Raw genomic sequence first — 21,599 nt, 5'->3', positions numbered from 1 at the left:
CCGTCCCGGTCCGGCGCCGCTCCCCGTCCGGCCCGTCACCCCTCCGGGTCCGGCGACCGGGCGTCGCCCGGCATCCCCGACCGGGCGGACGCCTTGCGGTCGTCCGGGATCTGCGCGGGCGGGCCACCGGGATCGGTGGCCGTCGGGGCGCCCGGGCCCGCGGCGTCCTCGCGGTCCTCCGGCACCCGGCCGGTCCGCTCGTACCGCTCGGTCGGGTCGGAGGTGTCCCTCCGCTCCGGCACGTTCGTGAAGTCCGGCGTGTTGTTCTCCGGATCCGTCTCGGTCATGTCGGTCGTCCTCTCTCTCGGGTCGCCTCGCGCCTCTCCCCCCGGATCCCCGCCGCGTCCCGCCCGCCGGCGCCCTCCGGCTCCCGCCGTACCGGGAGGGGGAGGGTCTCGCCGCGGGCGACGTAGCGCACGCGGTCGGCCAGGCCCGCGCGCTCGATGTGGCGCTTGAAGTCGTCGAGCGGGGAGGTGAAGGCCTCGTAGTCGTCGTAGTGCACGGGCATGGCGGCACGCGGGTCGATCAGGTCGACCCAGTCGGCCCCCTGCCTGCCGTCCATGGTCACCATCAGCAGGCCGAGGATCCTCGTCCCGCCCAGGTGCACGACGGCCAGGTCGATGTCGGGGTAGCGGCGCGGGATCTCCGCCAGCTCCGGGACCATCAGGGTGTCGCCGCTGATGTGCACGCGCAGGTCCACCTCGCCCGGCCGGTCGCGGTGCCCGAACTCCAGCATGCTGCCCATGACGGGAGGGAGCAGCGCACGCGCCGGGCCCGGCGCGTGCCGGCCCGGCAGCGCGGTGATCCGCAGCGTGTGCTCCCCGTTGCGCAGCTCGTGGTGGTCCCAGGTGTCCAGGCCCACGGCCCGGCCGAACCCCTGCGGGCCGAGGCGGCGGGCGGCCTGGCGGGTGGTGACGATCGGCACGTCCCGGTCCAGGCCGCGCCGGGCCACCCGGTCCCAGTGGTCGCCGTGCATGTGGGAGAGCACCACGGCGTCCAGCGCCGGGAGCTCGCCGACGTCGATCGCCGGGTCGGTGCGCCGCCGGGAGGACAGCCCGTAGCCCAGGTAGGCCCGCTGCCCCCGGTGGAGGAAGTTCGGATCGGTCAGCAGGGTGAACCCGCCGTAGCGGATCAGGGTGGTGGCGTTGCCCACGAAGAACACGCCCGCGTCCGTCGGCTCGCTCATCTCGGCCCCCTCCGATTCTCCGCCGGGCCCCTCTACCTACCCGGGCGGGTCCGGCCCTCACCTGCCGTGCGGGCCGGAGGAAGGGATCGGCGGCCGGGCGAGCCGGAGCGGGACCGGCCGCCCCCGCGGAGACCGGAGGAGGGTCAGCGACCGGAGGACGGGCCGCCCGCCGCCAGCGCGGGCTCCGGCACCTCGACGGCGGGGAAGGTCCCGGTGTCGACGCCGCCGTGCTCGCTCTGCGCGGCCTCGATCAGGGCGTGCGCGCGGGGCTCCAGCTTCCACAGCGCGCGGCACTCGCGGGCGGTGGCCAGCGGCATGCCGGTCTCGTGGGCGATGTCCGCCGCCCGGGGGACGAACCTGCGCTCGATCTGCCTGTCCCAGTACTCCCGCGCCGCGCGCATCAGGGCCGCCCGCTGCGCCGGGTCGGCCGGCATCGGGGCGGCGCCCACCACCTCGGCGTCCTCGTCGTCGTCATCGTCGGCCGGCGCGGAGGGCCGGGCCCCGGCGGGCAGCGCCGGGGAGACCCGCGTCGCCCCGGGCTCCGGCTCGGGGGCCCACGGCACCGGCGGGGACAGGTCGATCAGCGCCGAGGTGTTGTAGAGGGCGCCGATCTGCGACAGCAGCGCCTCCTGCCGCGCCGGGTCGACCGCCAGCCCGGCGTGCTCCACCGCGCGGTCCATCTCCTTGTCCAGCTTGGCGAGCGCGGCGCGCATCTTCCGGTCGGAGGCCCCGGCCTCGCGCAGCGCGCGGGCCTTCTTCGCGGCGAGCGCGACACGGGTGAGCCTGCGGTGGGCGTCCACCTCGCTGGCCGTACGGTCGCTGACCTCCGCCAGGCCGACGCGGACCAGCATGCGCTCAGGGGTGAGCCGCCAGTGGATGCGGGCCCGGCCGGTGATGCGGTGCCGCTCGATCGCCATGCCCCGCTCCCACAGCCAGGCCGCCACCAGCGGCGCCGAGAGGCGGAAGACGGCCTCGGCGGGACTGCGGGCGTCCATGCTGGACAGCACCGCGGTCAGGCAGGTGAGCGCCCACACGGCGACGCCGTCGATGCCCGCCGAGAAGTTCTCCCGCATGTTCCGGCGGGCCCGCACCGCGCTGGTGATGACGGCGACCTCGATGAACGCGAACAGCAGCAGCCGCAGCGGGCCGTCGAAGCCCAGCACGTCGCTGGAGAAGCGCCACATGCCCTGCGCGGACACCCCGGTCGCGATGCTCGCGGCGACGATGGTGAGCACGTCCTCCACCGGGCGGGGGGCGACGTAGCGCTGGAAGAGGCGGACCACCACGCGGGAGACCGCGCGGACGGCGACGGACCCCAGGGCGAGGGCCACCAGGGCGGCGAGGCAGATGACGGCCGTGCCGAGCGGCCGTTCGGTGATGAAAGCGGTTATTTGATCAATGAGGGGCATCGGCCACGATCCGTGAGTATCGCTTTCCTACGGGTATCGAGCCGATCATTCCAGAACGCGTGCGATTTTTTCGCCAAACGCGTGCGCGCTCCGTGACGGAAGTGAGAGGAGGTGCGCCCCCGAGGGAACGCGCGCTCCGGCCCCGGTGGGCCGGTCCCGCCGGTCAGAACGGCCAGTCGGCGTCCCGCCCGGCCTCCAGCGGCGGGACGAGCCGGAACGCCGCGCCGGAGAAGCCGCCGAACTCGTGGCGGTTCCCCGAGCCGGTCGGCATCGCCGCGTGCCTGTACCCCTGCAGGTTGAAGCCGTACATCGGCGGCGTGCGCGGGCGCCGCCCCGCTCACGCCGCCGCGGTGGCCGCCCATCGTCCGCATGTCCGACAGGATGACCACCCGGTCGTGGCCCGCGTAGGTCCCGCGGACCACCTCGGCGATCCGCGTGCCGTGGCCGACCTCGCCGGCCCGCTCGTAGAAGGTGTCCTCTCCGGCCAGGTTCGAGAGCGCGAGCAGGAACAGCTCTCGCCCTTGGCGTCGCACGCGTAGCCGGGGGCGCCCTCGTGGGTGCGGCCGGACGGAGTCGGGCCGGTCACCACCTCATTGAGATCGGAGGTAGCCCTCACCTGCGCACCGGGCGCGCCCTCGCGGACGTGTGCCCCTCCCGGGATCGGGGTGGCGGCGGTGTGCCCGCCTGAGCCGGGCCGCGGCCCCTGGGGCCGCAAGGAGTCGAACCTTGGAGTAGCCGCCGTCGTCGCACCGGGAGGTGCGTATGGAATTGCCAGGCCCTCCCGAGGCCGGAATCGGCGGCGGCACACGACGTGCTGCCTTCACACCACGCGCCGCTCGCTTTTTCACCGCCGGCGCGCCGGGGCTCGAACCCGGACCTTTCGATCCCGACAGGCCAGCACGCCGCACCGGGCCACGGAGACGGGAGGCCCGGTGCGGGGACCGGTCCTCGGGACGGCGGTCAGCGCGCCAGGTCCGCGCCGGCCCTCCCGCCGGTCCCCAGGTGCTCGGCGAACAGGTTCTCCCAGAGCGGCATCACCGCGTCCGGCGCGTAGTCCCGTACGGTCTCCCGCGCCGCGGCCCCCATGCGGCGGCGCAGCTCCCCGTCCCTGATGAGGCGGCCGATGCCCGCGGCGAGCGCCTCCACGTCCCCCGCGGGGACGAGCAGCCCGTCGACCCCGTCGGTCAGCACGTCGGCGGGGCCGGTCGGGCAGTCGAAGGCCACGACCGGCAGCCCGTGCGCCATGGCCTCGATCATCACCATGGGCAGGCCCTCGAAACGGGAGCTGAGCACGTACAGCGACGCCTCCGCCAGCCGGTCCGGCAGCCGGTCGGTGCGGCCCATCAGGGCCACGTTCCCGCCGACGCCCAGCTCGTCGATGAGCGCGCGCAGCTCGGCCTTCTTCGTGCCGCTGCCGTAGATCCGCAACCGCCAGTCCGGGTGGTCGCGCACGACCCGGGCGAACGCCTGGACGAGCAGGTCGAAGCCCTTCTGCGCGGTCAACCGCCCCGCGGCGACCACGAGCCGGGTGTCGTGCGCGGCCGGCCGGCGGCCGGCGAGGTCGGGGACCGCGTTGGGGATGCGCACCACCGGCGTGCCGGGCAGCAGGCGCTGGTAGTCGCGGCGGTCGGTGCCGGTGAGCACGGCGAGCGCGTCCAGCCTGCCGTAGTGGCGGGCGATCTCCGCCCGCACGGTGCCGGGATGGGTGGCGAGGTTCATGTGCTCCTGGGCGATGCGCACGGCGTTCTTCGAGCCGCGGCGGGCGGAGATGAGGTTGAGCGCCGGGCGGGTGGTCACCAGGACGCCGTCCTCCACCGCCGAGACGTAGTCGATGACGGCCTTCTCCACGCGCTCGGTGAAGTAGTGCGCGGCGAACTCCCCGCGCGGGACGATCCGGCCGCGCAGCCGGCGCCAGACCCGGCGGACGGTCGAATCCGGCGGCGCCCCGTCGCGCTGGTCCACCAGGTCGACGAGCGCGACCCGGGGGTCGACGGTGAACTGGGGGGTGTCGCGGCGCCGTACGACGCTGGCGAGTTCGACCTCGTGGCCGGCCTCGGCCATCGCGTTCGCCTGGTTGATCACGGTGCGGATCGTGCCGCCCATGCCGTAGGCGTGCAGAAGCACGTAGCGGATCCTCACGGGTTCCCCCCTTCTTCCTCAGGGAGGTATCCCCATTTCCGACATATCGGTCTCAGTACCTCGGGGACCGTCTCCGGATTCGGCAGGTCGCGTCCCCGCTGCACCGCGCCCGACCGGATCTTGTCCTTCCAGTCGCCGAGCCCCTTCTCGACCACCTCCGGCGGCCCGTAGGAGAGCATCCCCGCCTCCCAGGGCAGCGCCAGGAAGTCGCAGATCCGCCGAGTCTCCCCCTCCGGGTCCGCGGTCAGGTCCTCGTAGCGGACGGTCAGGCCGGTCAGGGCCTTGCGCGCGCGCTGGACCGCCTTCATGTAGCGCAGGGCGTCGAGCGCGGCCTCCTCCGGCGTGCGCCGGTCCGGGGCGGCCTCGTGCCAGGAGGCGGCGATGGAGGCCGGATGGCGCAGCAGGAAGACGAAGCGGGCGTCGGGCCAGCAGGTGGCGATCCGCTGGAAGGCGAAGGCGTTGGCCGGGGTCTTGTCCACGATGAAGGACTTGCCGCTGCGCACCAGCTCCCGGTGGAGGACCCGGTCCCAGAGCAGATGCTCCAGGTCGGCCTGGTTGTGCCCGAGCGCGGCCATCGCCTTCTTCGACAGCCCCGTGCCGAAGCCCACGGTCAGCCGGCGCACGTGCAGCTCGTGCGGGGCGTGCAGCGCCGAGTGCGCGTTCAGCATCGCCCGCAGCAGCGTGGAGCCCGACCGGACGGGCGAGAGGATGAAGACGGGCGCGCGGAGCAGCCGGTCGGTCTCCGGATCAGCGGGCGGCCGGACGAGATCGTCCCCAGCGGCGGCCGGCGCCGCGGCGGTTCCGGCGGCCCCGGCGGCGGTGCCCGCCCTGACCCGCTGGAGCCGGACCCCGGTGAACCTGACCAGGGCGTCGTTGACCGTACGCTGCCAGTTCATGCTCCGGGAGGCTACCCACCGTTCCTGGCAATTCACTGAGAACGCGCGCCGGACATGCTCAGCGGGCATGGCCGAGACCCGGTGCGACAGCGCCGGGAATGCCTGACCGGCGCGCGGACCCGGTCGGCGTCCGCCGTGCGCGCCTTCCGGAGGCACGTCCGTGACCCCTGCGGGAGGTGGAGCCGGCGGTTCACTCCCCCGCAGCGTCGGGCGGCACGGCCGGAGTCGGCGGGCTCACCTCCGGGTCGGGTCGCCGGCGCCGGTGACGGCCCTGCGGACCGGGCTGTCCGGATCGGAGTGTTCGGCGGCGGCGCCGATGAAGGGACAGCCGCGGAAGCCGGGCGCGCAGGCGATGGCCCCGACCGCCTCGAAGAGCACCCGCAGGGCGGCGTCGACATCCCCACCGCTCTGCTCGATCGCCTGACCGATGCCGTCCCGCTCGAGCGCGGAGCGACGTTCGAGGTAGGCGATCACCGCCGGGATCGTGCAGCTCATCGTGGCCGTCGGCCGCCACAGGCTCGGCGGCCAATGAGCGATGATCCTCAGCGGGGCGATCTCCGCGATCGCCGGGACGGGGTTCATCCTCCAGGCCGAGAGAAGGTGCGCTCCGCCGTGCGGGAGGGCGCCGTCGCACCGGAGAAGGGGCGGGACGCCGACCGGCAGGACCCCGGGGCAGAAGGGCGGCCTCGCGCGTCCCGAGCCCCGGCACCCGGGCTCCCCGGACCCACCGGGCTCCCAGGACCCGGCCTCCCGGAACGGTCCCCGCCCGGCCCGCGCGGGACCGCGGTCCCCGCCGACCTCGCGGTTGGGCCCTGGCCGGCCGCCGCGGCGGTCCTGCCGGTCTCACCGGGCAAATCACACGGGCGTGATTATCCCCGTGAGTCCCAGGGGTACGAACCCCTCGCAAAGGGGCCGGAGACGCGATCTCCCCGGGGGGAGGACGGGTCTCCTCCGCCGCGTTCGGGTCGCCGGGACCGCTAGGGGGGCTGGTTGCAGCGTTTCCAGGATCGGTCGCCGTGCGCCGTGCCCGACCCGTCCGCCGTGCCCGGCCCTTCGTCCGCGAGTGAGAGGTCCTCCGTGCGTCGCGTTCTCCGCCTGTCCCTGCCCGCCCTCGCCGCCCTCGCCACCATCCCGGTGACCGCTCCCCCGGCCGCCGCCGCGCCGCTGTCGGGCCTGCCGAGGGGCGTCAGGAAGGCGGTCGTCACCAGGGTCGTGGACGGCGACACCATCGAGGTGCGGCTCGGCAAGAGCAAGCGGGCGGTCCGCGTCCGCCTGCTGGGGCTCGACACCCCCGAGCACGGCCGGTGCTGGTTCGACGCCGCCACGGACCGCGCCCGCCGGCTCATGCCCGTCGGCGGGACCGTCCACCTGCTGCGGGACCGGGACCACCACGACCACTACGGGCGGCGGCTGTTCTACGTCTACAACCACCGGGGCGTCTCCGTGGCCCGCACCCTCATCCGCTACGGGTACGCCAAGGCCCTGCTCTACCGGAAGAACGACCGGTACATCACGACGATGCGCCGGGAGGAGGCCGGGGCGCGGAAGAAGCGGCTGCGGATCTGGTCGGGCCGGTGCGACCGCCCCGCGGACAGGGTGGAGCCGCAGCCCGTGGAGGTGCAGCCGGCGGGCTTCGCGCTGCCTGGCTGGCGTCCCGACCCGCGCTTCCCCACCTGCCGGGCGGCGATCGCGGCGGGGTTCGGGCCCTACCGGCGGGGGATCCACCCGGAGTACGACTGGTACCGCGACGCCGACCGCGACGGGATCGTCTGCGAACGCTGAGGCCGGGCTCCGGGGCTCGCATCCCGGTGCCCGCAAGGGCGCGGGCGCCGGTCCCGGCGGCCTCAGAAACCGAGCGTGTCCTGGACGCCCCCGTCCTCGTCCCCGGGCTCCCCCGGGCCGAGGACGTCCAGGATCTGCCGGCCGTACTTCGCCAGCTTGCTCTCACCGACGCCGCTCACCCCGCCCAGCGCGGCCAGGGACGACGGGAGCTCGACCGCGATCTGGCGCAGGGTCGCGTCGTGGAAGATCATGTAAGCGGGCACGCCCTGCTCCCGCGCGGTGGCGCCCCGCCAGGCGCGCAGCCGCTCGAAGACCTGCGCGGCCTCCTCGGGCAGGTCGGCGGCGGCGCTCCGGCGCGCCCCCCCGGCTCCCCCGGATCCGGCGGCCCGTGCCGCGGACTCGGCCCGGGCCGCCCGCTCGGGGTCGCGCCGGAGCGGCACCTGGCGCCGCCGGGCCAGCACCTCGCCGCTCGCCTCGGTGAGCGCCAGCGTGTTGTGCTCGCCCTGGACGGCCAGCAGCCCCCGGGCCAGCAGCTGGCGCACCACGGAGCGCCACTCCGACTCGTTCAGCTCCGTGCCGACGCCGAACACCGTCAGGGAGGCGTGGCCGTGCTGGGCGACCTTCTCGGTCCGCCTGCCGAGCAGGATGTCGATGACGTGGCCCGCGCCGAAGCTCTGCCCGCGTTCGCGCCGGAGCCGGAACACCGCCGACAGGAACTTCTGGGCGGCGACCGTGCCGTCCCAGGTCTGCTGCGGGGTCAGGCAGGTGTCGCAGTTGCCGCAGGGCTCGGAGCGCTGGCCGAAGTAGTCGAGCAGGTGCACGCGGCGGCACTCGACCGTCTCGCACAGGGCCAGCATGGCGTCGAGGTGGGCGCCCAGCCGGCGGCGGTGCTCCTCGCCGCCCTCGGAGGCGTCGATCATCCGGCGGTGCTGCACGACGTCCTGGAGGCCGTAGACCATCCAGGCGGTGGAGGGCAGGCCGTCGCGTCCGGCCCGCCCGGTCTCCTGGTAGTAGCCCTCGATGGACTTGGGCAGGTCGAGATGGGCGACGAACCGCACGTCGGGTTTGTCGATCCCCATGCCGAAGGCGATGGTGGCGACCATGACGAGGCCGTCCTCGCGCAGGAAGCGCGCCTGGTGGGCGGCGCGGGTGCGCGCGTCGAGCCCCGCGTGGTACGGCAGCGCCTCGACGCCGTTCTCGGCCAGGAAGGCGGCGGTCTTCTCCACGGAGGCCCGCGTCAGGCAGTAGACGATGCCGGCGTCGTCGGGGTGCTCGGTGCGCAGCAGCTTCAGCAGCTGCCGCCGGGGCTCCTTCTTCGGCGCGATGCGGTACTGGATGTTGGGGCGGTCGAAGCCCGCCACGAAGTGGCGGGCCCGCTCCAGGCCGAGCCGGGAGGCGATCTCGGCGCGGGTGGCCTCGGTCGCGGTGGCGGTCAGCGCGACGCGCGGCACCTCGGGCCAGCGCTGCTGCAGGGCGGACAGGGCCAGGTAGTCGGGGCGGAAGTCGTGTCCCCACTGGGAGACGCAGTGCGCCTCGTCGATGGCGAACAGGGAGATCGCACCCCGGGCGAGCAGGTCCAGCGTCGCGGCGGTCCGCAGCCGCTCGGGCGCCACGTAGAGCAGGTCGAGCTCTCCGGCCAGGAAGGCCGCCTCGACCCGGCGGCGCTCCTCCCACTCCTGCGTGGAGTTGAGGAAGCCGGCCCGCACGCCGAGGGCCGTCACCGCGTCCACCTGGTCCTGCATGAGCGCGATGAGCGGCGAGACGACGACGCCGGTGCCCTCCCTGACCAGGGCCGGGATCTGGTAGCAGAGCGACTTGCCTCCGCCGGTGGGCATGAGCACGAGCGCGTCGCCGCCGGCCACCACGTGGTCGATGATCTCGCGCTGGCCCTGCCGGAAGGAGTCGTAGCCGAAGACGCGGCGCAGCACGCGCACCGCGTCGTCCGCCTGCGGGGTGCTCTCGGGTGCGGCGGCGCTCCCGGGGGAGACCGCCGCGTCCTCGGGGGAAGTCACCGCGTCATTCTAGGGAGGACCGGCCCCTCCGGAACGGGCGGCGCGGGGTCTGTGGGCGGCGGCCGGGACGGAGCGGAGCCTGTGGACGGCCGGGGAGCCCCGGCCGGGCCCCTGCGCGGCGGGCGCGGGCGAGGCCGGGGCGGTCCGGTGGTGGTCTCCCGTGGCCCGGGGTCCGGGCCCCTACGGTCTGACGGTGATCGTGAAGGTCGAGGTGGTGTTCCTGATGTCCTGGGCGTTGCCGCTCAGCTTCAGGTTGCGGAACGTCACCGCGCCGACCGCCGGCCCCTGCCCCGCCTCCGGCATCTCGTTGGCCCAGATGCCGAAGCCGGACTTGGCGTCGTAGGCGTCCCCGCTCCTGCGGGCGCCGGTGATCGAGACGTTCGTGAAGACGGTGTCGGTGATCGGGTTCTGCGGCCGCCCGCCCACGTAGTTCGTCTGGAACATGATCCCGTGGTAGGTCGGGTCCACGATGTCCACGTCGCTCACCCGGATGCCCTGGAACGCCTTCGAGGCGGAGAAGAGCCAGATCGCGGGGAAGGTCTGCGCGCCCCAGAAGTGGCCGCCGGCGCGGACGATCGAGATGTTCTCGAACCGGGTGGGCGGGTCGGCGCCGAAGCCGTTCATCGGGTAGCCGAAGTCGAGCGAGCTGATGGTGATGCCGGAGTAGACCAGCGTGTCGGCGATGTGGATGTTCCGGAAGACGTTGTCGTACCCGCCGTAGACCGCGACGCCGGCGGCCCGCCAGGTCAGTATGGACGTCAGGTTCTCGTAGACGTTGCCCTTCATGTCGGATCCGCCGGCGTCGACGGCGGAGAACAGCGCGAAGCTGTCGTCGCCGGTCGCGCGGGCCTCGTTGTTGCTGACCAGGTTGTCGGTGCTGCCGTTGGTCATGTTGACGCCGTCGGCGAACATGTTGCGGATGCGGGAGTTCTTGATCGTCACCCGGTCGGTGTTGGCGCCCCAGTAGAGGCAGACCATGTGCTCGTTCCAGATGTTGTCGATCACGATGTCGGAGACGTTCGCGAAGTCGAAGACCTTGCCCGGCCCGTCGATGCGCGAGGTGTAGTTGCCGAAGTAGGCGAAGTTCGCGAACGTCGAGCCCCGGGCGGTGCCGTCCGCGCGGAAGCCGATGTCGGTGTTCTGCTGGTCCTGCGGCGCGTGGAACTGCGTGTACCACGGTCCGGCGCCGACGACCTCGACGGCCTTGCCGTACACCTGGAACTTGCTCGCGGTCCGGTAGACGCCCGGCGGCAGGTAGACGCCGGTGAGGGTGCCGGTGGTGTCCATGCGGACCCGGTCGAGGGCGTTCTGCACGTCCTGGTGGGTGAAGCCGGCGGGCACGGCGTACCTCGCCGGGTCGGGGTTGGCGATCGGCGCGACCTGCTCGGTGTCGATGAAGTCGATCGCGTACGTCGTGGTGTTGGCCGGGTCCTTCTGGAGCCTGATCCGGCTCCCGGCGGGGACGGTCCTGCCGAGCATCAGGTTGGCCTCGTCGTAGATGTGGCGCGGCCCGCCCGCGGCCGGCGAGTTGCCGGGACTCGCCTCGTCGCCGTACAGCCAGGCATACCTGGAGGTCAGGTTGATCGGCTTGAGGAAGGTCCCGTCGACGTAGACGTTGAGCGTGGCGTCGATCCCGCCGCCGCCGGGCGCGTCCGGGATGGAGAAGCGGGTCACCAGGGTGTTGGTGCTGGCGCGGGTGGTGAACTCGACGTAGCTGCCGGTGGTGTTCAGCGTCACCGCGCGGCGGCCGGAGGCCTCGCCCGCCAGGTCGCCGACGGTCCGGTTGGGGCCGACGACGGCCGCGCCGCCGCCGATGGCGGCGTCCTCGGCCTCGTACATGTCGTACGGCATGTCCGCGCCGCGCCCGACGAAGAGCCGGTGCGTGCTGGTGTTGTCCTCCCGTCTGGCCGGCGGCTCGTTCGCGTCGTGGGCCAGCACGACCTTGACGGTGTAGCCGCCGTTGGCCGCGGTCCAGGTGCCCAGGGCGACCGGGGCGGTGGTGGCGCCGGCGGCGATCACGCCCGTGTGCGCGCCGGTGAGCGTGCGGACGACCGCGCCCGTCGCGGTGTCGGTGACCGTCAGCGTGATGCCGTGGGCGCCGCCGGCCGAGGCCGCGGTGCCCTGGTTCTTCACCGCCACGCTGAAGGTCACGGGCACGCCCTCGGCGGGGGCGGCCGGCGTCCAGCTCACCGCGGAGGCGACCAGGTCGGAGCCGGGGACGGGCGTGACGACCAGCGAGGACGGGTGGGTGTAGGCGTTGTCGGACTCGTCCTGCTCGGTGACGGCTCCGGCCTCGTCGACCCTGGCACCGAGCCGGTGGGTGCCGGCCGGGCGGGCGCCGGCGCCGGCCGCCACGGTCGCCGACGCCCCGGCCTCCAGCCTTCCGACGGGAGCGGTGGCGACCTTGGTGTCACCCAGGTAGAAGCCGACGTCCGTGGCGCCGGAGGCGGCCGTCCCGGTGTTCCTCACCGTGGCCGTCAGCGTGACGGGGTCGTCCTCGTCCGGGGCGGCCGGGGTCCACGCCATGCCGGTGACGGTCAGGTCCGGGTTCGGGGCGGGGACGCCCATGACCTGGAACTCGGCGACCTGGCCGCCCGTCGCCCCGGAGTTGGCGGTGATGCGCAGCCGCACGTCGGCGACCGTGGCGGTGACGGGGATCGTCACGGTGTTCCCGGTGGCGGGGTCGAAGGTGTAGTCCGCCGCGGCGACCAGGCCGGTGAAGCCGGAGGCGCCCTGCCCGCGGCCGAGCACCTGGACGGTCTGGGTGCGTCTGGCCCACTCGCCCGCCGGGTTGAGCCTCAGCACGACCGAGGAGATCCGGGCGTCGGCGCCGAGCTCGACGGTGAGCGTGTTCGGGTAGGTGCCCGCGCCGCCCTCCCAGTAGGTCGTCACCTTGTCGTCGTTGGCGTTGGCGGCCGCGTAGGTGTGGATCGTGGAGGAGGCGGTGATCGGCCTGCCGACGGCGAGGTTCGCCGGTGTGCCCGGCGGCGGGTCGTCCGGGGCGGGTCCGTGGACCGCGAGCTCGGACAGCTGCCCGGCGGGCCAGCCCGTGTTGGCGGTGACGTGCAGCCGCACGTGGCGGACGGTGGCGGCGGCCAGGGGGATGGTCACCGTGTTGCCGGAGCCGGGCTCGAAGGCGTAGGCCGCGGACGCCTTGAGGGTGGAGAAGGCGGAGCCGTCCGTGCTCCCCTGCACGCTCAGGGTCTGGGTGCGGGCCTCCCAGCCTGCGGGCAGCTTCAGGACGAGCCGGTCGACGGCGGCCGGGGCGCCGAGGTCCACCTGGATCCACTGCGGGAAGGCGCGGTTGGCGCTCTCCCAGTAGGTGGCCTGGTTCCCGTCACCCGCGTTGCGTGCCTGGTAGACGTCGGCGTGGCTGCTGGCCGTGAACGGCTTCCCCGCGGCCAGGTCGGGGCCGTCCGCGGCGGAGACCGCGGCGGGAACCGCGGCGGAGACCGTGGCGGAGGTCGTGGCGGAAGCGGTCGTCGCCGCCGCGCGGGAGGGCGGCGCGGCGGGGACGGGGGGCTGTACGGGCGGCGCGGCGGAGGCCGGGAGCCGGGTGGCCGCGGCGGGCCCGGCGGCCTGCGCCGGTGCGGCCACCGCGCCGAAGGCGAGCAGGCCGGCCGCGGTGACCGCCGCGGCCAGTCGTGACGCCAGGTGCGTGATTCTCATCGCGTTCCTCTGTCTGTCGTCCGGAACGTCAGGGGGGCGGGTCTCCTCCGCCGGAAGGCGACGGGGGGACGGCGTGCGGTCGGGGCCCGGGCCCCGGATCCGGGGAAGCGGTACGGCCGGCCTGGCAGGTTGGCCTCACCATAAGAGCCTTGACAGGACTCTGCAAGATTTCGACTTGATAATGAAAGATAACGACTGAATTACGACTCTCTCACCTGGGGAGCCGCAACAAGCCGATGGCCGCCCGCTCGTCCGCAGGCTCCGGACGAAGATCCGCCAGTATGCTTGCCGCATGACGGAAACCCCGCCCTCCGGCCGCTCCACGACCCGCCGGCTCGCGGAGGTCGCGAAGAAGGTGGGCGTCAGCGAGGCCACGGTCAGCCGGGTGCTCAACGGCAAGCCCGGCGTCTCCGAGGCGACCCGGGCGGCGGTGCTGACCGCGCTCGACGTGCTCGGCTACGAGCGCCCGACCCAGCTGCGCGGCGAGCGCGCCCGGCTCGTCGGCCTGATGCTGCCCGAGCTGGGCAACCCGATCTTCCCCGCGCTGGCCGAGGTGGTCGGCGGCGCGCTGGCCCAGGCCGGGTTCTCCCCGGTGCTGTGCACCTACGCCGCCAGCGGCCTGTCCGAGGCCGACTACGTCGAGATCCTGCTCGACCAGCAGGTCTCCGGGATGGTCTTCGCCGGCGGGCACTACGCGGAGGCCGACGCCCCGCACGAGCACTACCACCGGCTGCGCGAGCTGGGGCTGCCGGTCGTCCTGGTCAACGCGGCGACCGAGGGGCTCGACTTCCCCCGCGTCTCCACCGACGACGAGGTCGCCGTGGAGCAGGCCTTCGGCCACCTGCGCTCGCTCGGCCACGAGCGGATCGGCATGGTGCTGGGTCCCGAGGACCACATGCCGTCCCGGCGCAAGCTGGCGGCGTTCCAGGCCGAGGCCGGCAAGGCCGGCCTGACCGTCGGGCCCGAGGACGTCGCGCGGAGCCTGTTCTCCCTGGAGGGCAGCCAGGCGGTGACGAGCCGGCTGGTCAGGAACGGCGTCACCGGCATCATCTGCGCCGGCGACGTGCTGGCGCTGGGAGCCGTGCGGGCCGCGCGGCGGCTCGGCCTGTCCGTGCCGGAGGACGTCTCCGTCGTCGGCTTCGACGACTCGGCCTTCATGAACTGCACGAACCCGCCGCTGACCACGGTCCGCCAGCCGATCGAGGCGCTGGGCCGTACCGCGGTGACGCTGCTCGTCAACCAGATCGACGGCACGGTGACGCCCGCCGAGGAGCTGCTCTTCGAGCCCGAGCTGGTGGTGCGCGGCTCCACCGCGCCGCCCCGGGCCCGCGCCGCCCGCCCGCGCAGCGCCTGAGCCCCGCCGAGGGCGCCGCCCGCGCAGCGCCCGAGCCCCCGCAGGGGCGCCGCGCTACGCGGCGGCCCGGAGCCAGACGGCGGTGTCCGGTGGGAGCAGCCCGTCACCGCCCAGCGGGCCGCTGGCCAGCAGGACGCCCTCGTGCGGCGGGAGCCGTACCGCGCCGGAGGCCAGGTTGACCACGCAGACGAGGCCGGAGTCGCGGGCGAAGGCCAGCACGCCGGGCTCCGACTCCAGCCAGCGCAGGGTGCCGTCGCCGAGCTCGGCCCGGCGCACGCGCAGCGCCTCCCGGTAGAGGGCGAGCATGGAGCCGGGGTCGGCGGCCTGCGCCTCGACCGTCAGGTCCTTCCAGGAGGCCGGCTGCGGCAGCCAGGGCTCGCCCGCGCCGAAGCCGAACGGGGGCTCCTGCCCCGACCAGGGCAGCGGCACCCGGCAGCCGTCCCGGCCGGGCACGGTCCCCCCCGACCGGGTCCAGATCGGGTCCTGGCGCAGCTCTCCGGGGATGTCGTCGACCTCGGGCAGGCCCAGCTCCTCGCCCTGGTAGACGTAGACGCTCCCGGGCAGCGCCATGGCGAGCAGCGCCGCGGCCCTGGCCCTGCGCGCGCCGAGGGCGAGGTCGCAGGGGGCGCCGTCCCTGCGGTCGCCGTGGTCGAAGGAGGTGACCGCCCGGCCGTACCGCGTCACCGGCCGGGGCACGTCGTGGTTGGACAGCACCCAGGTCGGCGGGGCGCCGATCCGCCCGTGGGTGTCCAGCGTCAGCCCGATCGAGGCCCGCAGCTCGCCCGGGTCCCAGGCGCGGGACAGGAAGTCGAAGTTGAAGGCGGTGTGCATCTCGTCGGGGCGCAGGTAGCGGGCGAAGCGCTCCTGGTCGGGCAGCCACACCTCGCCGATCAGGATCCGCCCCTCGTAGGCGTCGGTGATCCGCCGCCAGCCCCGGTAGATCTCGTGCACGCCGTCGAGGTCGCCGCCGGCCCCGGCGGGGTCGGCGAGGTCCTTGACGGGCAGCGCGGCCGAGTCGACCCGGACGCCGTCGACGCCCCGGTCCAGCCAGAAGCGCAGGATGTCGTGGAACTCCGCGACGACCTCGGGGTTGTCCCAGTTGAAGTCGGGCTGGCCGGGATCGAACAGGTGCAGGTACCACTGCCCGTCCGGCACCCGGGTCCAGGCGGGGCCGCCGAAGATGGACCGCCAGTCGTTGGGCGGCAGGTCGCCGCGGCCGTCCCGGAACCAGAAGCGCTCGCGCTCCGGCGAGCCGGGCCCGGCCGCCAGCGCCTGGCGGAACCACTCCTGCTCGACGGAGCCGTGGTTGGGGACGACGTCGATGATCGTGCGGATGCCGAGGGAGTGGGCCTCCTCGATGAACTTCTCCGCCTCGGCGAGCGTGCCGAAGACGGGGTCGATGTCGCGGTAGTCGGCCACGTCGTAGCCGCCGTCGGCCATCGGCGAGGGGTACCAGGGGTTGAGCCAGACGGCGTCGACCCCGAGGTCCGCCAGGTACGGCAGGCGGGCCCGCAGCCCCGCCAGGTCGCCGATCCCGTCGCCGTTGCCGTCGGCGAAACTGCGCAGGTAGACCTGGTAGATCGCGGCACTGCGCCACCACGGCCCGGGATCCGGGGCCGTGCGGGGGGCCTGCGGGGCGGGGGCCGGGGTCGTGCCCGGTACGGCGCTGCGGGTCATGCGGCGGTGGCTCCTTGCGGTCGGATCCCGGTCGGGACGCGGGCCGGGGCGTGGATCGGGGCGTGGATCGGGGCGTGGGCGGATCATAGGCCGGATCCCGGTGCGCGGGCGGGCCGGTGCGCGGGCGGGCCGGTGGACCGCGCCATGGCGGGCGGGCGCCCCGGCCGGGCGGCGGGTCAGCCCTTGAGGCCGCCCGCGGTCAGCCCGGCCATGATGCTCCGCTGGAAGAAGAAGAACACGACGACCGTCGGGATGCTCGCGATCACCAGCCCGGCCATGAGCGCGTTCTGCGTCACCTGGTTGGAGACCTGGGAGAGACCGACGCTGATCGTCATCTTGTCGCTCTCGGTGAGCACCATGAGCGGCCAGACGAAGTCGCGGAAGACGTTCACCACGGTGAAGATGGACACGACGCCGAGGATCGGCCGGGAGACCGGGATCACGACCGAGCGCAGGATCCGCAGGGGCGAGGCGCCGTCGATCTCGGCGGCCTCGACCAGCTCCCGGGGGATCGAGTCGAAGAAGCGCTTGAGCAGGAAGATGTTGAACCCGTTGGCCGCGGCCGGGAGCCAGATCGCCCAGGGGGTGTTGAGCAGGTCCCAGCCGAGGAGCGGCACGCTCTTGGCGGTGAGGAAGAGCGGCAGCAGCACCACCATCGGCGGGATCATCAGCGTGGCCAGCATGGCGCCCAGGATCACGCCGCCGAACACCGGCCGCAGCTTGGACAGCGCGAAGGCCGCCGCGACGTCGACCGCCATGACGAACAGCCACGCGCCGGCGGCGTAGAAGGCGGTGTTCGTCAGCAGCACCCCCAGGTCGAACAGCTCCCACGCCTCGGCGAACGCCTCCAGGCTCGGATCGGCCGGGAAGAGCGTCGGCGGGATCTGCGCGATCTCCTCCCCGGTCTTCATGGCACCGGTGACCATCCAGTAGAGCGGGAAGACGAACACGAGCGTGAAGACCGTCACCACGGTGGCCAGGACGGCCCGGTAGACGATCCGGCCGCGGCGGGAGTTGAGCCGGTGCGGGGAGACGATCGTGCGGAACGGCCGGGAGGGGGCCGCGCGCGGCCGGGCGGTCCGGCGTGCGGCCGCGCGCCGCCGGCCGGGCGGCGGCGGGGGCGCGGCGGCCGGGACGGGGCGGTCCGGGCGGTCCGGGCGGAGGACGGCGTTCGGCATCGCGGCTTCTCCCCTAGTCCCTGTCGTCCCGCGTCAGCCGGAGCTGCACGGCGGCGAACACCATCAGTACGAGCATGAGCATCATTCCGAGGGCGCCTCCGGCCCCCCAGTCTCCGAAGGTGAACGCGTACTGGTACATCAGCATCGCGACGGTCATGGTGGAGTTCTCCGGCCCGCCCCCGGTGAGCAGGTACGGCTCGATGAAGACCTGCATGGTCGCGACGATCTGGAGCATGAGCATCAGCAGCAGCACGAGCCTGGTCTGCGGGATCGTGACGTACCGGATGCGCCGGAAGAAGCCGGCCCCGTCCAGCTCCGCCGCCTCGTACAGCTCGCCCGGGATGTTCTGCAGCGCGGCCAGGTAGATGAGCGTGCCGCTGCCGAGGTTCATCCAGGTGGAGACGATGACGAGGGAGACCAGCGCGGTGGCGGAGGAGTCCAGCCAGCTCAGCCCGGGCAGGCCGACCAGCTCCAGGATCTGGTTGAACAGTCCGGGACCGGGGTCGTAGAACCACCGGAACAGCAGCACGCCGACGGCCGGCGGCAGCATGACCGGCAGGTAGACCACGAACCGGAGATAGGCTCGGGCGTGGCGCAGCTCGTTGAGGACGAGCGCGACGACGAACGGCACCGCGTACCCGAAGACGAGCGCCAGCACGGTGAACGCCGCGGTGTTGAGCCAGACCTGCCCGAACGAGGGGTTCGCGAGCACCGTCTCGAAGTTCTTCAGCCCCGCCCACCGGGGCGGGTCGACGAAGTTCGTCTCCTGGAAGGAGAGCAGGAACTCGCGGATCATCGGGTACCAGGCGAACAGCACGAAGCACGCCAGCGCCGCGCACATGAAGCCGTAGGCGGTGAGGTTGCGCCGCAGGCTCCGGAGGAGGGCCGGCCGCGACGGCGGGCGCCGCCGCGGGCCGGCCGCGGCCGCGGTCATCCGGCCGCCAGCAGGGCGTTGACCTTCGCCTCGGCGTCCGCCAGCAGCCGGTCGATGTCGGCGTCCCGCCTGCTCAGCACCGCCGACATGGGCACGTCGAGGACGGCGAAGATCTCCTGGGCCTTCGGCGGCTGCACCTTGAGCGGGATGGCGCCGGCGCCCTCCGTGTAGGAGGCGAAGTTCCGCACCGGGAGCGAGGCGAACCGCTGCTGCAGCTCGGCGAGCTCCCTGCCGGACGGGGAGTCGCCGAAGACGACGTTGACGGGGAGCCCGACCGGGTTGCCGATGGCCTTGCCCCGCTCGAAGTCGAAGGTGCCCCGCCCGGGGGTGAGCCAGTAGTGGTCGATCCACTTCATGCCGGCCCTGGCCTCCTCGGGGGTGGCCCTGGGGTTGATCATGAAGCCCTCGCCGCCGCTCAGCGTGGCCTTCGCCTCGGGGAAGGTGGTGATCCCGTAGTCCTCCATCCTGCCCTTGAACCGGGTGACGATGTCCGGGACGGCGTCCGGGGCGCCGAGCATCATGCCGACCTTGCCGCTGCCCATGGCCATCATCAGGGACTCCCAGCCGACCATCAGCTTGGTGCCCATGCTGTCGTCGGTCCAGCGCAGGTCCTTCAGGAACTGCAGGACGGCCCTGCCCTCGGGGCTGTTGAAGGCGGCCTTCGTGCCGTCCGCGGTGACCGCCTCGCCGCCCCGGCCGTAGAGGGCCTGGACGAAGTGCCAGCCGCCGGTGTTCTGCCCGCTGTACTCGCCGTAGCCGACGTAGCCGGGGCCGAGCGCGCTGATCTTCTTGGCCGCCGCGCGGATCCCGTCCCAGGTGCGGGGCGGGCTGTCCGGGTCGAGGCCGGCCTTGGCGAACAGCGCCCGGTTGTAGATCAGGCCGACGGCGTAGGCGGAGGTGGGCACGCCGTAGACGGCGCCGCCGGACGTCCAGGGCGCGGTGGCGGTCTCCGGCAGGTCGCCGTAGTTCTTGATCTCGCCGAGGTACGGCGTGACGTCGAGCGCCTGCCTGCGGCGGATGACGTCGGGGGCGTCGGTGACGGGTACCCGGAAGACGGTCTCGACCGTGCCGGCGGCCAGCTTGGGGGCGAAGGTCTTGGGGTCGTAGCAGGGCTGCTGGTCGGTGCTCTTGACCGTGATGTGCGGATGGAGCCTCTGGAACTCGGCGACGTCCTCGTCCCACGCCCTGCGGTTGGGCTGGTCGGTCCGGGGCGGCTGGCAGGCGACCGTGATCGTCACCGGCTTCTCGCCGCCGGGCGCCGCCGCGCCCCGGGAGGCGGGGGCCGGATCGCCGCCGCACGCCGCGGCGGAGAACGCGAGACCCGCGCCGAGCAGGACCGCGAGGTTACGAGGTCTCATGGGTGCTTCCCTCCTGGCCTGCCCCCGACGACGAGCCGTGAGATCGGAGCCCGGCCGCACCGGCCGGTTGCGAGAAACATACATATCCTTTCAACTTTCAGCAATACTTTGACTGAACTACGCAAAAACCTGACAACACGCTTCCATGCCGTACGCGGCCCTCCTTCCCGGGGCACGCCCGCCCCGGCGGGCCCGGCGACCCGCTCACCCGGGGCGCGGTACGGCCCAGCGCCCGCCTGCGGCGGTAGCCTGCGCTCATGCCCGGCGGGATCGGCGCGCGGGCACGGTGGATCGGGTGGGCGCGGCGGATGCTGAAACTGGACCGGCTGGTGAACGTCCTCGGCGGTTACGGGGCGCGGCTGTGCGCGGCCCCGGCCTCCCGGGACGTGGAGCTGCGCAGCGTCGTGGTGCACGACCCGACCGACCCCCGCCCGGCCGCGGGCGACGTGTTCCTGGCGGTCGGCGTGGAGTCGGCCGCCGAGGCCGTGCGCCTGGCGCGGGCGGCGCGGGCCGCCGCGGTGCTGACGCGCGGGAGCGCGCCGCCCGGCGGGGACGTGCTGGCCGAGGCCCGCGACGGAGGCGTCGCCGTCCTGCTCGTGGAGCCGGACGTGCCCTGGGGCCAGCTCTTCGGCGTGGTGTACGGCCTGGTGCTGGAGGGCCGCGAGAGCGGGGCGGGCCGGGGACCGGCGGACCTGTTCGCGTTCGCGGACATGCTCGCGGCCGAGGTCGGCTGCCCGGTGACGATCGAGGACCGGATGTCGCGGGTCCTGGCCTACTCCGGCTCGCAGCAGACCGCCGACCCGGTACGGCTGGAGACGATCCTGGGCAGGCGGGTGCCGGAGACCACCCGCCGCCTGCTGGAGCGCAAGGGCGTCTTCGCGCACCTGGCGGCCTCCGACGAGCCGCTCTTCGTGGCGCCCGACCCCGAGCACGGCCTGCGGGGCAGGATGGTGGCCGCCGTACGCGCCGGGCGCGAGCTGCTGGGATCCATCTGGGCCGAGTGCGAGCGCCCGCCGCCCGACGAGCGCCGGGCCCTGCTGGCCGACGGGGCGCGCGCGGTCGCGCTGCACCTGCTCCGCTCCCGGGTCGGCGCGGACCTGGAGCGCCGGGTGGAGTCCGATCTGGTCCTCCAGCTCCTGGAGGGCACGGCTGACGCCCCGGCCGTGATCAGCAGGCTCGGACTGCCGCAGGACCGGCAGTTCCGGGTGATCGCGCTCCAGGCCCACATCGGCGAGGAGCGGCACGCCGCGGTCCTGATGGCCTTCGAGCGCGTGACCACGGGGTTCGGCTGGGCGCGTCCGGGGCGCAGCACGCTGTTCGGCAACACCCTCTACACCGTGCTGCCCTGCGGGGCCGACCCGGCGCCCGCCCGGGACTGGCTCGCCGCGACCGCGCAGGCCCTGCCCCGGCAGGTCACCGTGCTCGCCGGCGTCGGCGGGGCGGCGGGGCCCGCGCAGCTGCCCGCCGGGCGGCAGGAGGCCGACGAGAGCCTCGCCCTGGCCTCGGCGCGGGAGGCGCTCCCCGCCCCGGCAGGAGCGGTCGCCGCGCCGGGGGCCGCACCGGGGGCCGCACCGGGGGCCGCACCGGGGGCCGCACCGGGGGCGGCACCGGGGGCGGCATGGCCCGGCGGGGCCCTGGCGGTCGTCTACGACGAGTCGTGGGACGAGATCCTGCTCCAGCGCCTGCGGGCCGCCGCCGCGGCGGGGCGCGTCCCCTCGCGGGGGCCCGTCGCCGAACTGACCCGGCACGACGCCGAGCACGGCACCCGGTACATCGCGACGCTGCGCGCCTGGCTGGAGGCGCAGGGGGACCTGACCGCCGTGGCCGCGCGCCTGGGCGTGCACCCCAACACCGTCAGGTACCGGCTCCGGAAGATGGCCGAGGTCACGGACCTGCGACTGGACCGACCGGAGAAGCGGCTGGCGATGATCATCGCCCTGGCGGCCGGGCAGGGCGACCGGCCCTGACCTCCCGGGCCCGCCCCCGGGCCCCTTGTCGCCGCCGG

Annotated in this window: 16 protein-coding genes; 3 read left to right on the top strand and 13 right to left on the bottom strand. The window is 74.1% G+C overall.

The genetic code is table 11. The features are described 5' to 3' along the window. Positions 1–35: 35 nt before the first annotated feature. The 7 genes from ABD823_RS15780 to ABD823_RS15750 all read right to left on the bottom strand — a co-directional run bounded on the left by ABD823_RS15780 (position 36) and on the right by ABD823_RS15750 (position 6,212). Positions 36–287 carry a hypothetical protein gene (locus ABD823_RS15780; RefSeq protein ID WP_344860180.1) on the bottom strand — a complete coding sequence of 84 codons (252 nt, stop codon included), beginning with the start codon at positions 285–287 and terminating at the stop codon, positions 36–38. Next, entirely contained in the window at positions 284–1,186 is a 903-nt protein-coding gene (locus tag ABD823_RS15775; protein WP_344860178.1) for an MBL fold metallo-hydrolase, read from the bottom strand. The genes ABD823_RS15780 and ABD823_RS15775 overlap by 4 nt, the downstream gene beginning before the upstream one ends. Before the next feature lie 143 nt (positions 1,187–1,329). Beyond that, positions 1,330–2,595, bottom strand: coding sequence for a hypothetical protein (locus tag ABD823_RS15770; RefSeq protein ID WP_344860177.1), 1,266 nt, complete (start codon positions 2,593–2,595; stop codon positions 1,330–1,332). 163 nt (positions 2,596–2,758) lie between these two features. Then, positions 2,759–2,905: a hypothetical protein gene (locus tag ABD823_RS15765; RefSeq protein ID WP_344860175.1), complete on the bottom strand. Its 147-nt coding sequence runs from the start codon at positions 2,903–2,905 to the stop codon at positions 2,759–2,761. Positions 2,906–3,555: 650 nt separating this feature from the next. Beyond that, entirely contained in the window at positions 3,556–4,734 is a 1,179-nt protein-coding gene (locus ABD823_RS15760; RefSeq protein WP_344860173.1) for a glycosyltransferase family 4 protein, read from the bottom strand. Then, positions 4,731–5,630 carry a sulfotransferase family protein gene (locus tag ABD823_RS15755; protein ID WP_344860171.1) on the bottom strand — a complete coding sequence of 300 codons (900 nt, stop codon included), beginning with the start codon at positions 5,628–5,630 and terminating at the stop codon, positions 4,731–4,733. The genes ABD823_RS15760 and ABD823_RS15755 overlap by 4 nt, the downstream gene beginning before the upstream one ends. Positions 5,631–5,864: 234 nt before the next feature. Then, positions 5,865–6,212, bottom strand: coding sequence for a hypothetical protein (locus tag ABD823_RS15750; protein WP_344860170.1), 348 nt, complete (start codon positions 6,210–6,212; stop codon positions 5,865–5,867). 495 nt (positions 6,213–6,707) lie between these two features. On the opposite strand from ABD823_RS15750, the gene ABD823_RS15745 reads away from it, so the two are divergent. Continuing rightward, positions 6,708–7,412 carry a thermonuclease family protein gene (locus ABD823_RS15745; RefSeq protein ID WP_344860168.1) on the top strand — a complete coding sequence of 235 codons (705 nt, stop codon included), beginning with the start codon at positions 6,708–6,710 and terminating at the stop codon, positions 7,410–7,412. 62 nt (positions 7,413–7,474) lie between these two features. On the opposite strand, the gene recQ is transcribed toward ABD823_RS15745, so the two are convergent. Together recQ and ABD823_RS15735 are read right to left on the bottom strand one after the other, a co-directional pair. Next, entirely contained in the window at positions 7,475–9,424 is a 1,950-nt protein-coding gene (gene recQ / locus ABD823_RS15740) for a DNA helicase RecQ (RefSeq protein WP_344860166.1), read from the bottom strand. A gap of 180 nt (positions 9,425–9,604) precedes the next feature. Further along, a complete protein-coding gene (locus tag ABD823_RS15735) occupies positions 9,605–13,093 on the bottom strand; it encodes a discoidin domain-containing protein (RefSeq protein ID WP_344860164.1) in 3,489 nt (1,162 codons plus the stop codon). 292 nt (positions 13,094–13,385) lie between these two features. Between ABD823_RS15735 and ABD823_RS15730 the strand changes: the two genes are divergently transcribed. After that, the gene (locus ABD823_RS15730) at positions 13,386–14,447 is read left to right on the top strand and encodes a LacI family DNA-binding transcriptional regulator (RefSeq protein WP_344860163.1); all 1,062 of its coding nucleotides are present in this window, start codon (positions 13,386–13,388) and stop codon (positions 14,445–14,447) included. 54 nt (positions 14,448–14,501) lie between these two features. Here ABD823_RS15730 and ABD823_RS15725 read toward each other — a convergent pair whose 3' ends face one another. The 4 genes from ABD823_RS15725 to ABD823_RS15710 form a co-directional block, all read right to left on the bottom strand. Next, positions 14,502–16,124: a glycoside hydrolase family 13 protein gene (locus tag ABD823_RS15725; protein WP_344860161.1), complete on the bottom strand. Its 1,623-nt coding sequence runs from the start codon at positions 16,122–16,124 to the stop codon at positions 14,502–14,504. Positions 16,125–16,300: 176 nt separating this feature from the next. Then, complete coding sequence (locus tag ABD823_RS15720) at positions 16,301–17,302, bottom strand: carbohydrate ABC transporter permease (protein ID WP_344860159.1); 1,002 nt, start codon at positions 17,300–17,302, stop codon at positions 16,301–16,303. 13 nt (positions 17,303–17,315) lie between these two features. Beyond that, entirely contained in the window at positions 17,316–18,236 is a 921-nt protein-coding gene (locus ABD823_RS15715) for a carbohydrate ABC transporter permease (protein WP_344860158.1), read from the bottom strand. After that, positions 18,233–19,594: an ABC transporter substrate-binding protein gene (locus ABD823_RS15710; protein ID WP_344860156.1), complete on the bottom strand. Its 1,362-nt coding sequence runs from the start codon at positions 19,592–19,594 to the stop codon at positions 18,233–18,235. The genes ABD823_RS15715 and ABD823_RS15710 overlap by 4 nt, the downstream gene beginning before the upstream one ends. A 308-nt stretch (positions 19,595–19,902) precedes the next feature. Between ABD823_RS15710 and ABD823_RS15705 the strand changes: the two genes are divergently transcribed. Then, positions 19,903–21,561 carry a PucR family transcriptional regulator gene (locus ABD823_RS15705; RefSeq protein ID WP_425566618.1) on the top strand — a complete coding sequence of 553 codons (1,659 nt, stop codon included), beginning with the start codon at positions 19,903–19,905 and terminating at the stop codon, positions 21,559–21,561. Positions 21,562–21,599: the final 38 nt, after the last annotated feature.

The organism is Planomonospora alba, assembly GCF_039534085.1.
GTDB lineage: Bacteria > Actinomycetota > Actinomycetes > Streptosporangiales > Streptosporangiaceae > Planomonospora_B > Planomonospora_B alba.
The sequence above is the reverse complement of the archived record's forward strand: the minus strand, read 5'-3'. Positions and strand labels throughout refer to the sequence as shown.

Excerpts from the sequence above, each read along its gene's own strand:
- ABD823_RS15780 (WP_344860180.1), bottom strand. The coding sequence starts at position 287 with ATGACCGAGACGGATCCGGAGAACAACACGCCGGACTTCACGAACGTG.
- ABD823_RS15775 (WP_344860178.1), bottom strand. The coding sequence starts at position 1,186 with ATGAGCGAGCCGACGGACGCGGGCGTGTTCTTCGTGGGCAACGCCACC.
- ABD823_RS15770 (WP_344860177.1), bottom strand. The coding sequence starts at position 2,595 with ATGCCCCTCATTGATCAAATAACCGCTTTCATCACCGAACGGCCGCTC.
- ABD823_RS15765 (WP_344860175.1), bottom strand. The coding sequence starts at position 2,905 with ATGTACGGCTTCAACCTGCAGGGGTACAGGCACGCGGCGATGCCGACC.
- ABD823_RS15755 (WP_344860171.1), bottom strand. The coding sequence starts at position 5,630 with ATGAACTGGCAGCGTACGGTCAACGACGCCCTGGTCAGGTTCACCGGG.
- ABD823_RS15750 (WP_344860170.1), bottom strand. The coding sequence starts at position 6,212 with ATGAACCCCGTCCCGGCGATCGCGGAGATCGCCCCGCTGAGGATCATC.
- ABD823_RS15735 (WP_344860164.1), bottom strand. The coding sequence starts at position 13,093 with ATGAGAATCACGCACCTGGCGTCACGACTGGCCGCGGCGGTCACCGCG.
- ABD823_RS15730 (WP_344860163.1), top strand. The coding sequence starts at position 13,386 with ATGACGGAAACCCCGCCCTCCGGCCGCTCCACGACCCGCCGGCTCGCG.
- ABD823_RS15725 (WP_344860161.1), bottom strand. The coding sequence starts at position 16,124 with ATGACCCGCAGCGCCGTACCGGGCACGACCCCGGCCCCCGCCCCGCAG.
- ABD823_RS15720 (WP_344860159.1), bottom strand. The coding sequence starts at position 17,302 with ATGCCGAACGCCGTCCTCCGCCCGGACCGCCCGGACCGCCCCGTCCCG.
- ABD823_RS15715 (WP_344860158.1), bottom strand. The coding sequence starts at position 18,236 with ATGACCGCGGCCGCGGCCGGCCCGCGGCGGCGCCCGCCGTCGCGGCCG.
- ABD823_RS15710 (WP_344860156.1), bottom strand. The coding sequence starts at position 19,594 with ATGAGACCTCGTAACCTCGCGGTCCTGCTCGGCGCGGGTCTCGCGTTC.
- ABD823_RS15705 (WP_425566618.1), top strand. The coding sequence starts at position 19,903 with ATGCTGAAACTGGACCGGCTGGTGAACGTCCTCGGCGGTTACGGGGCG.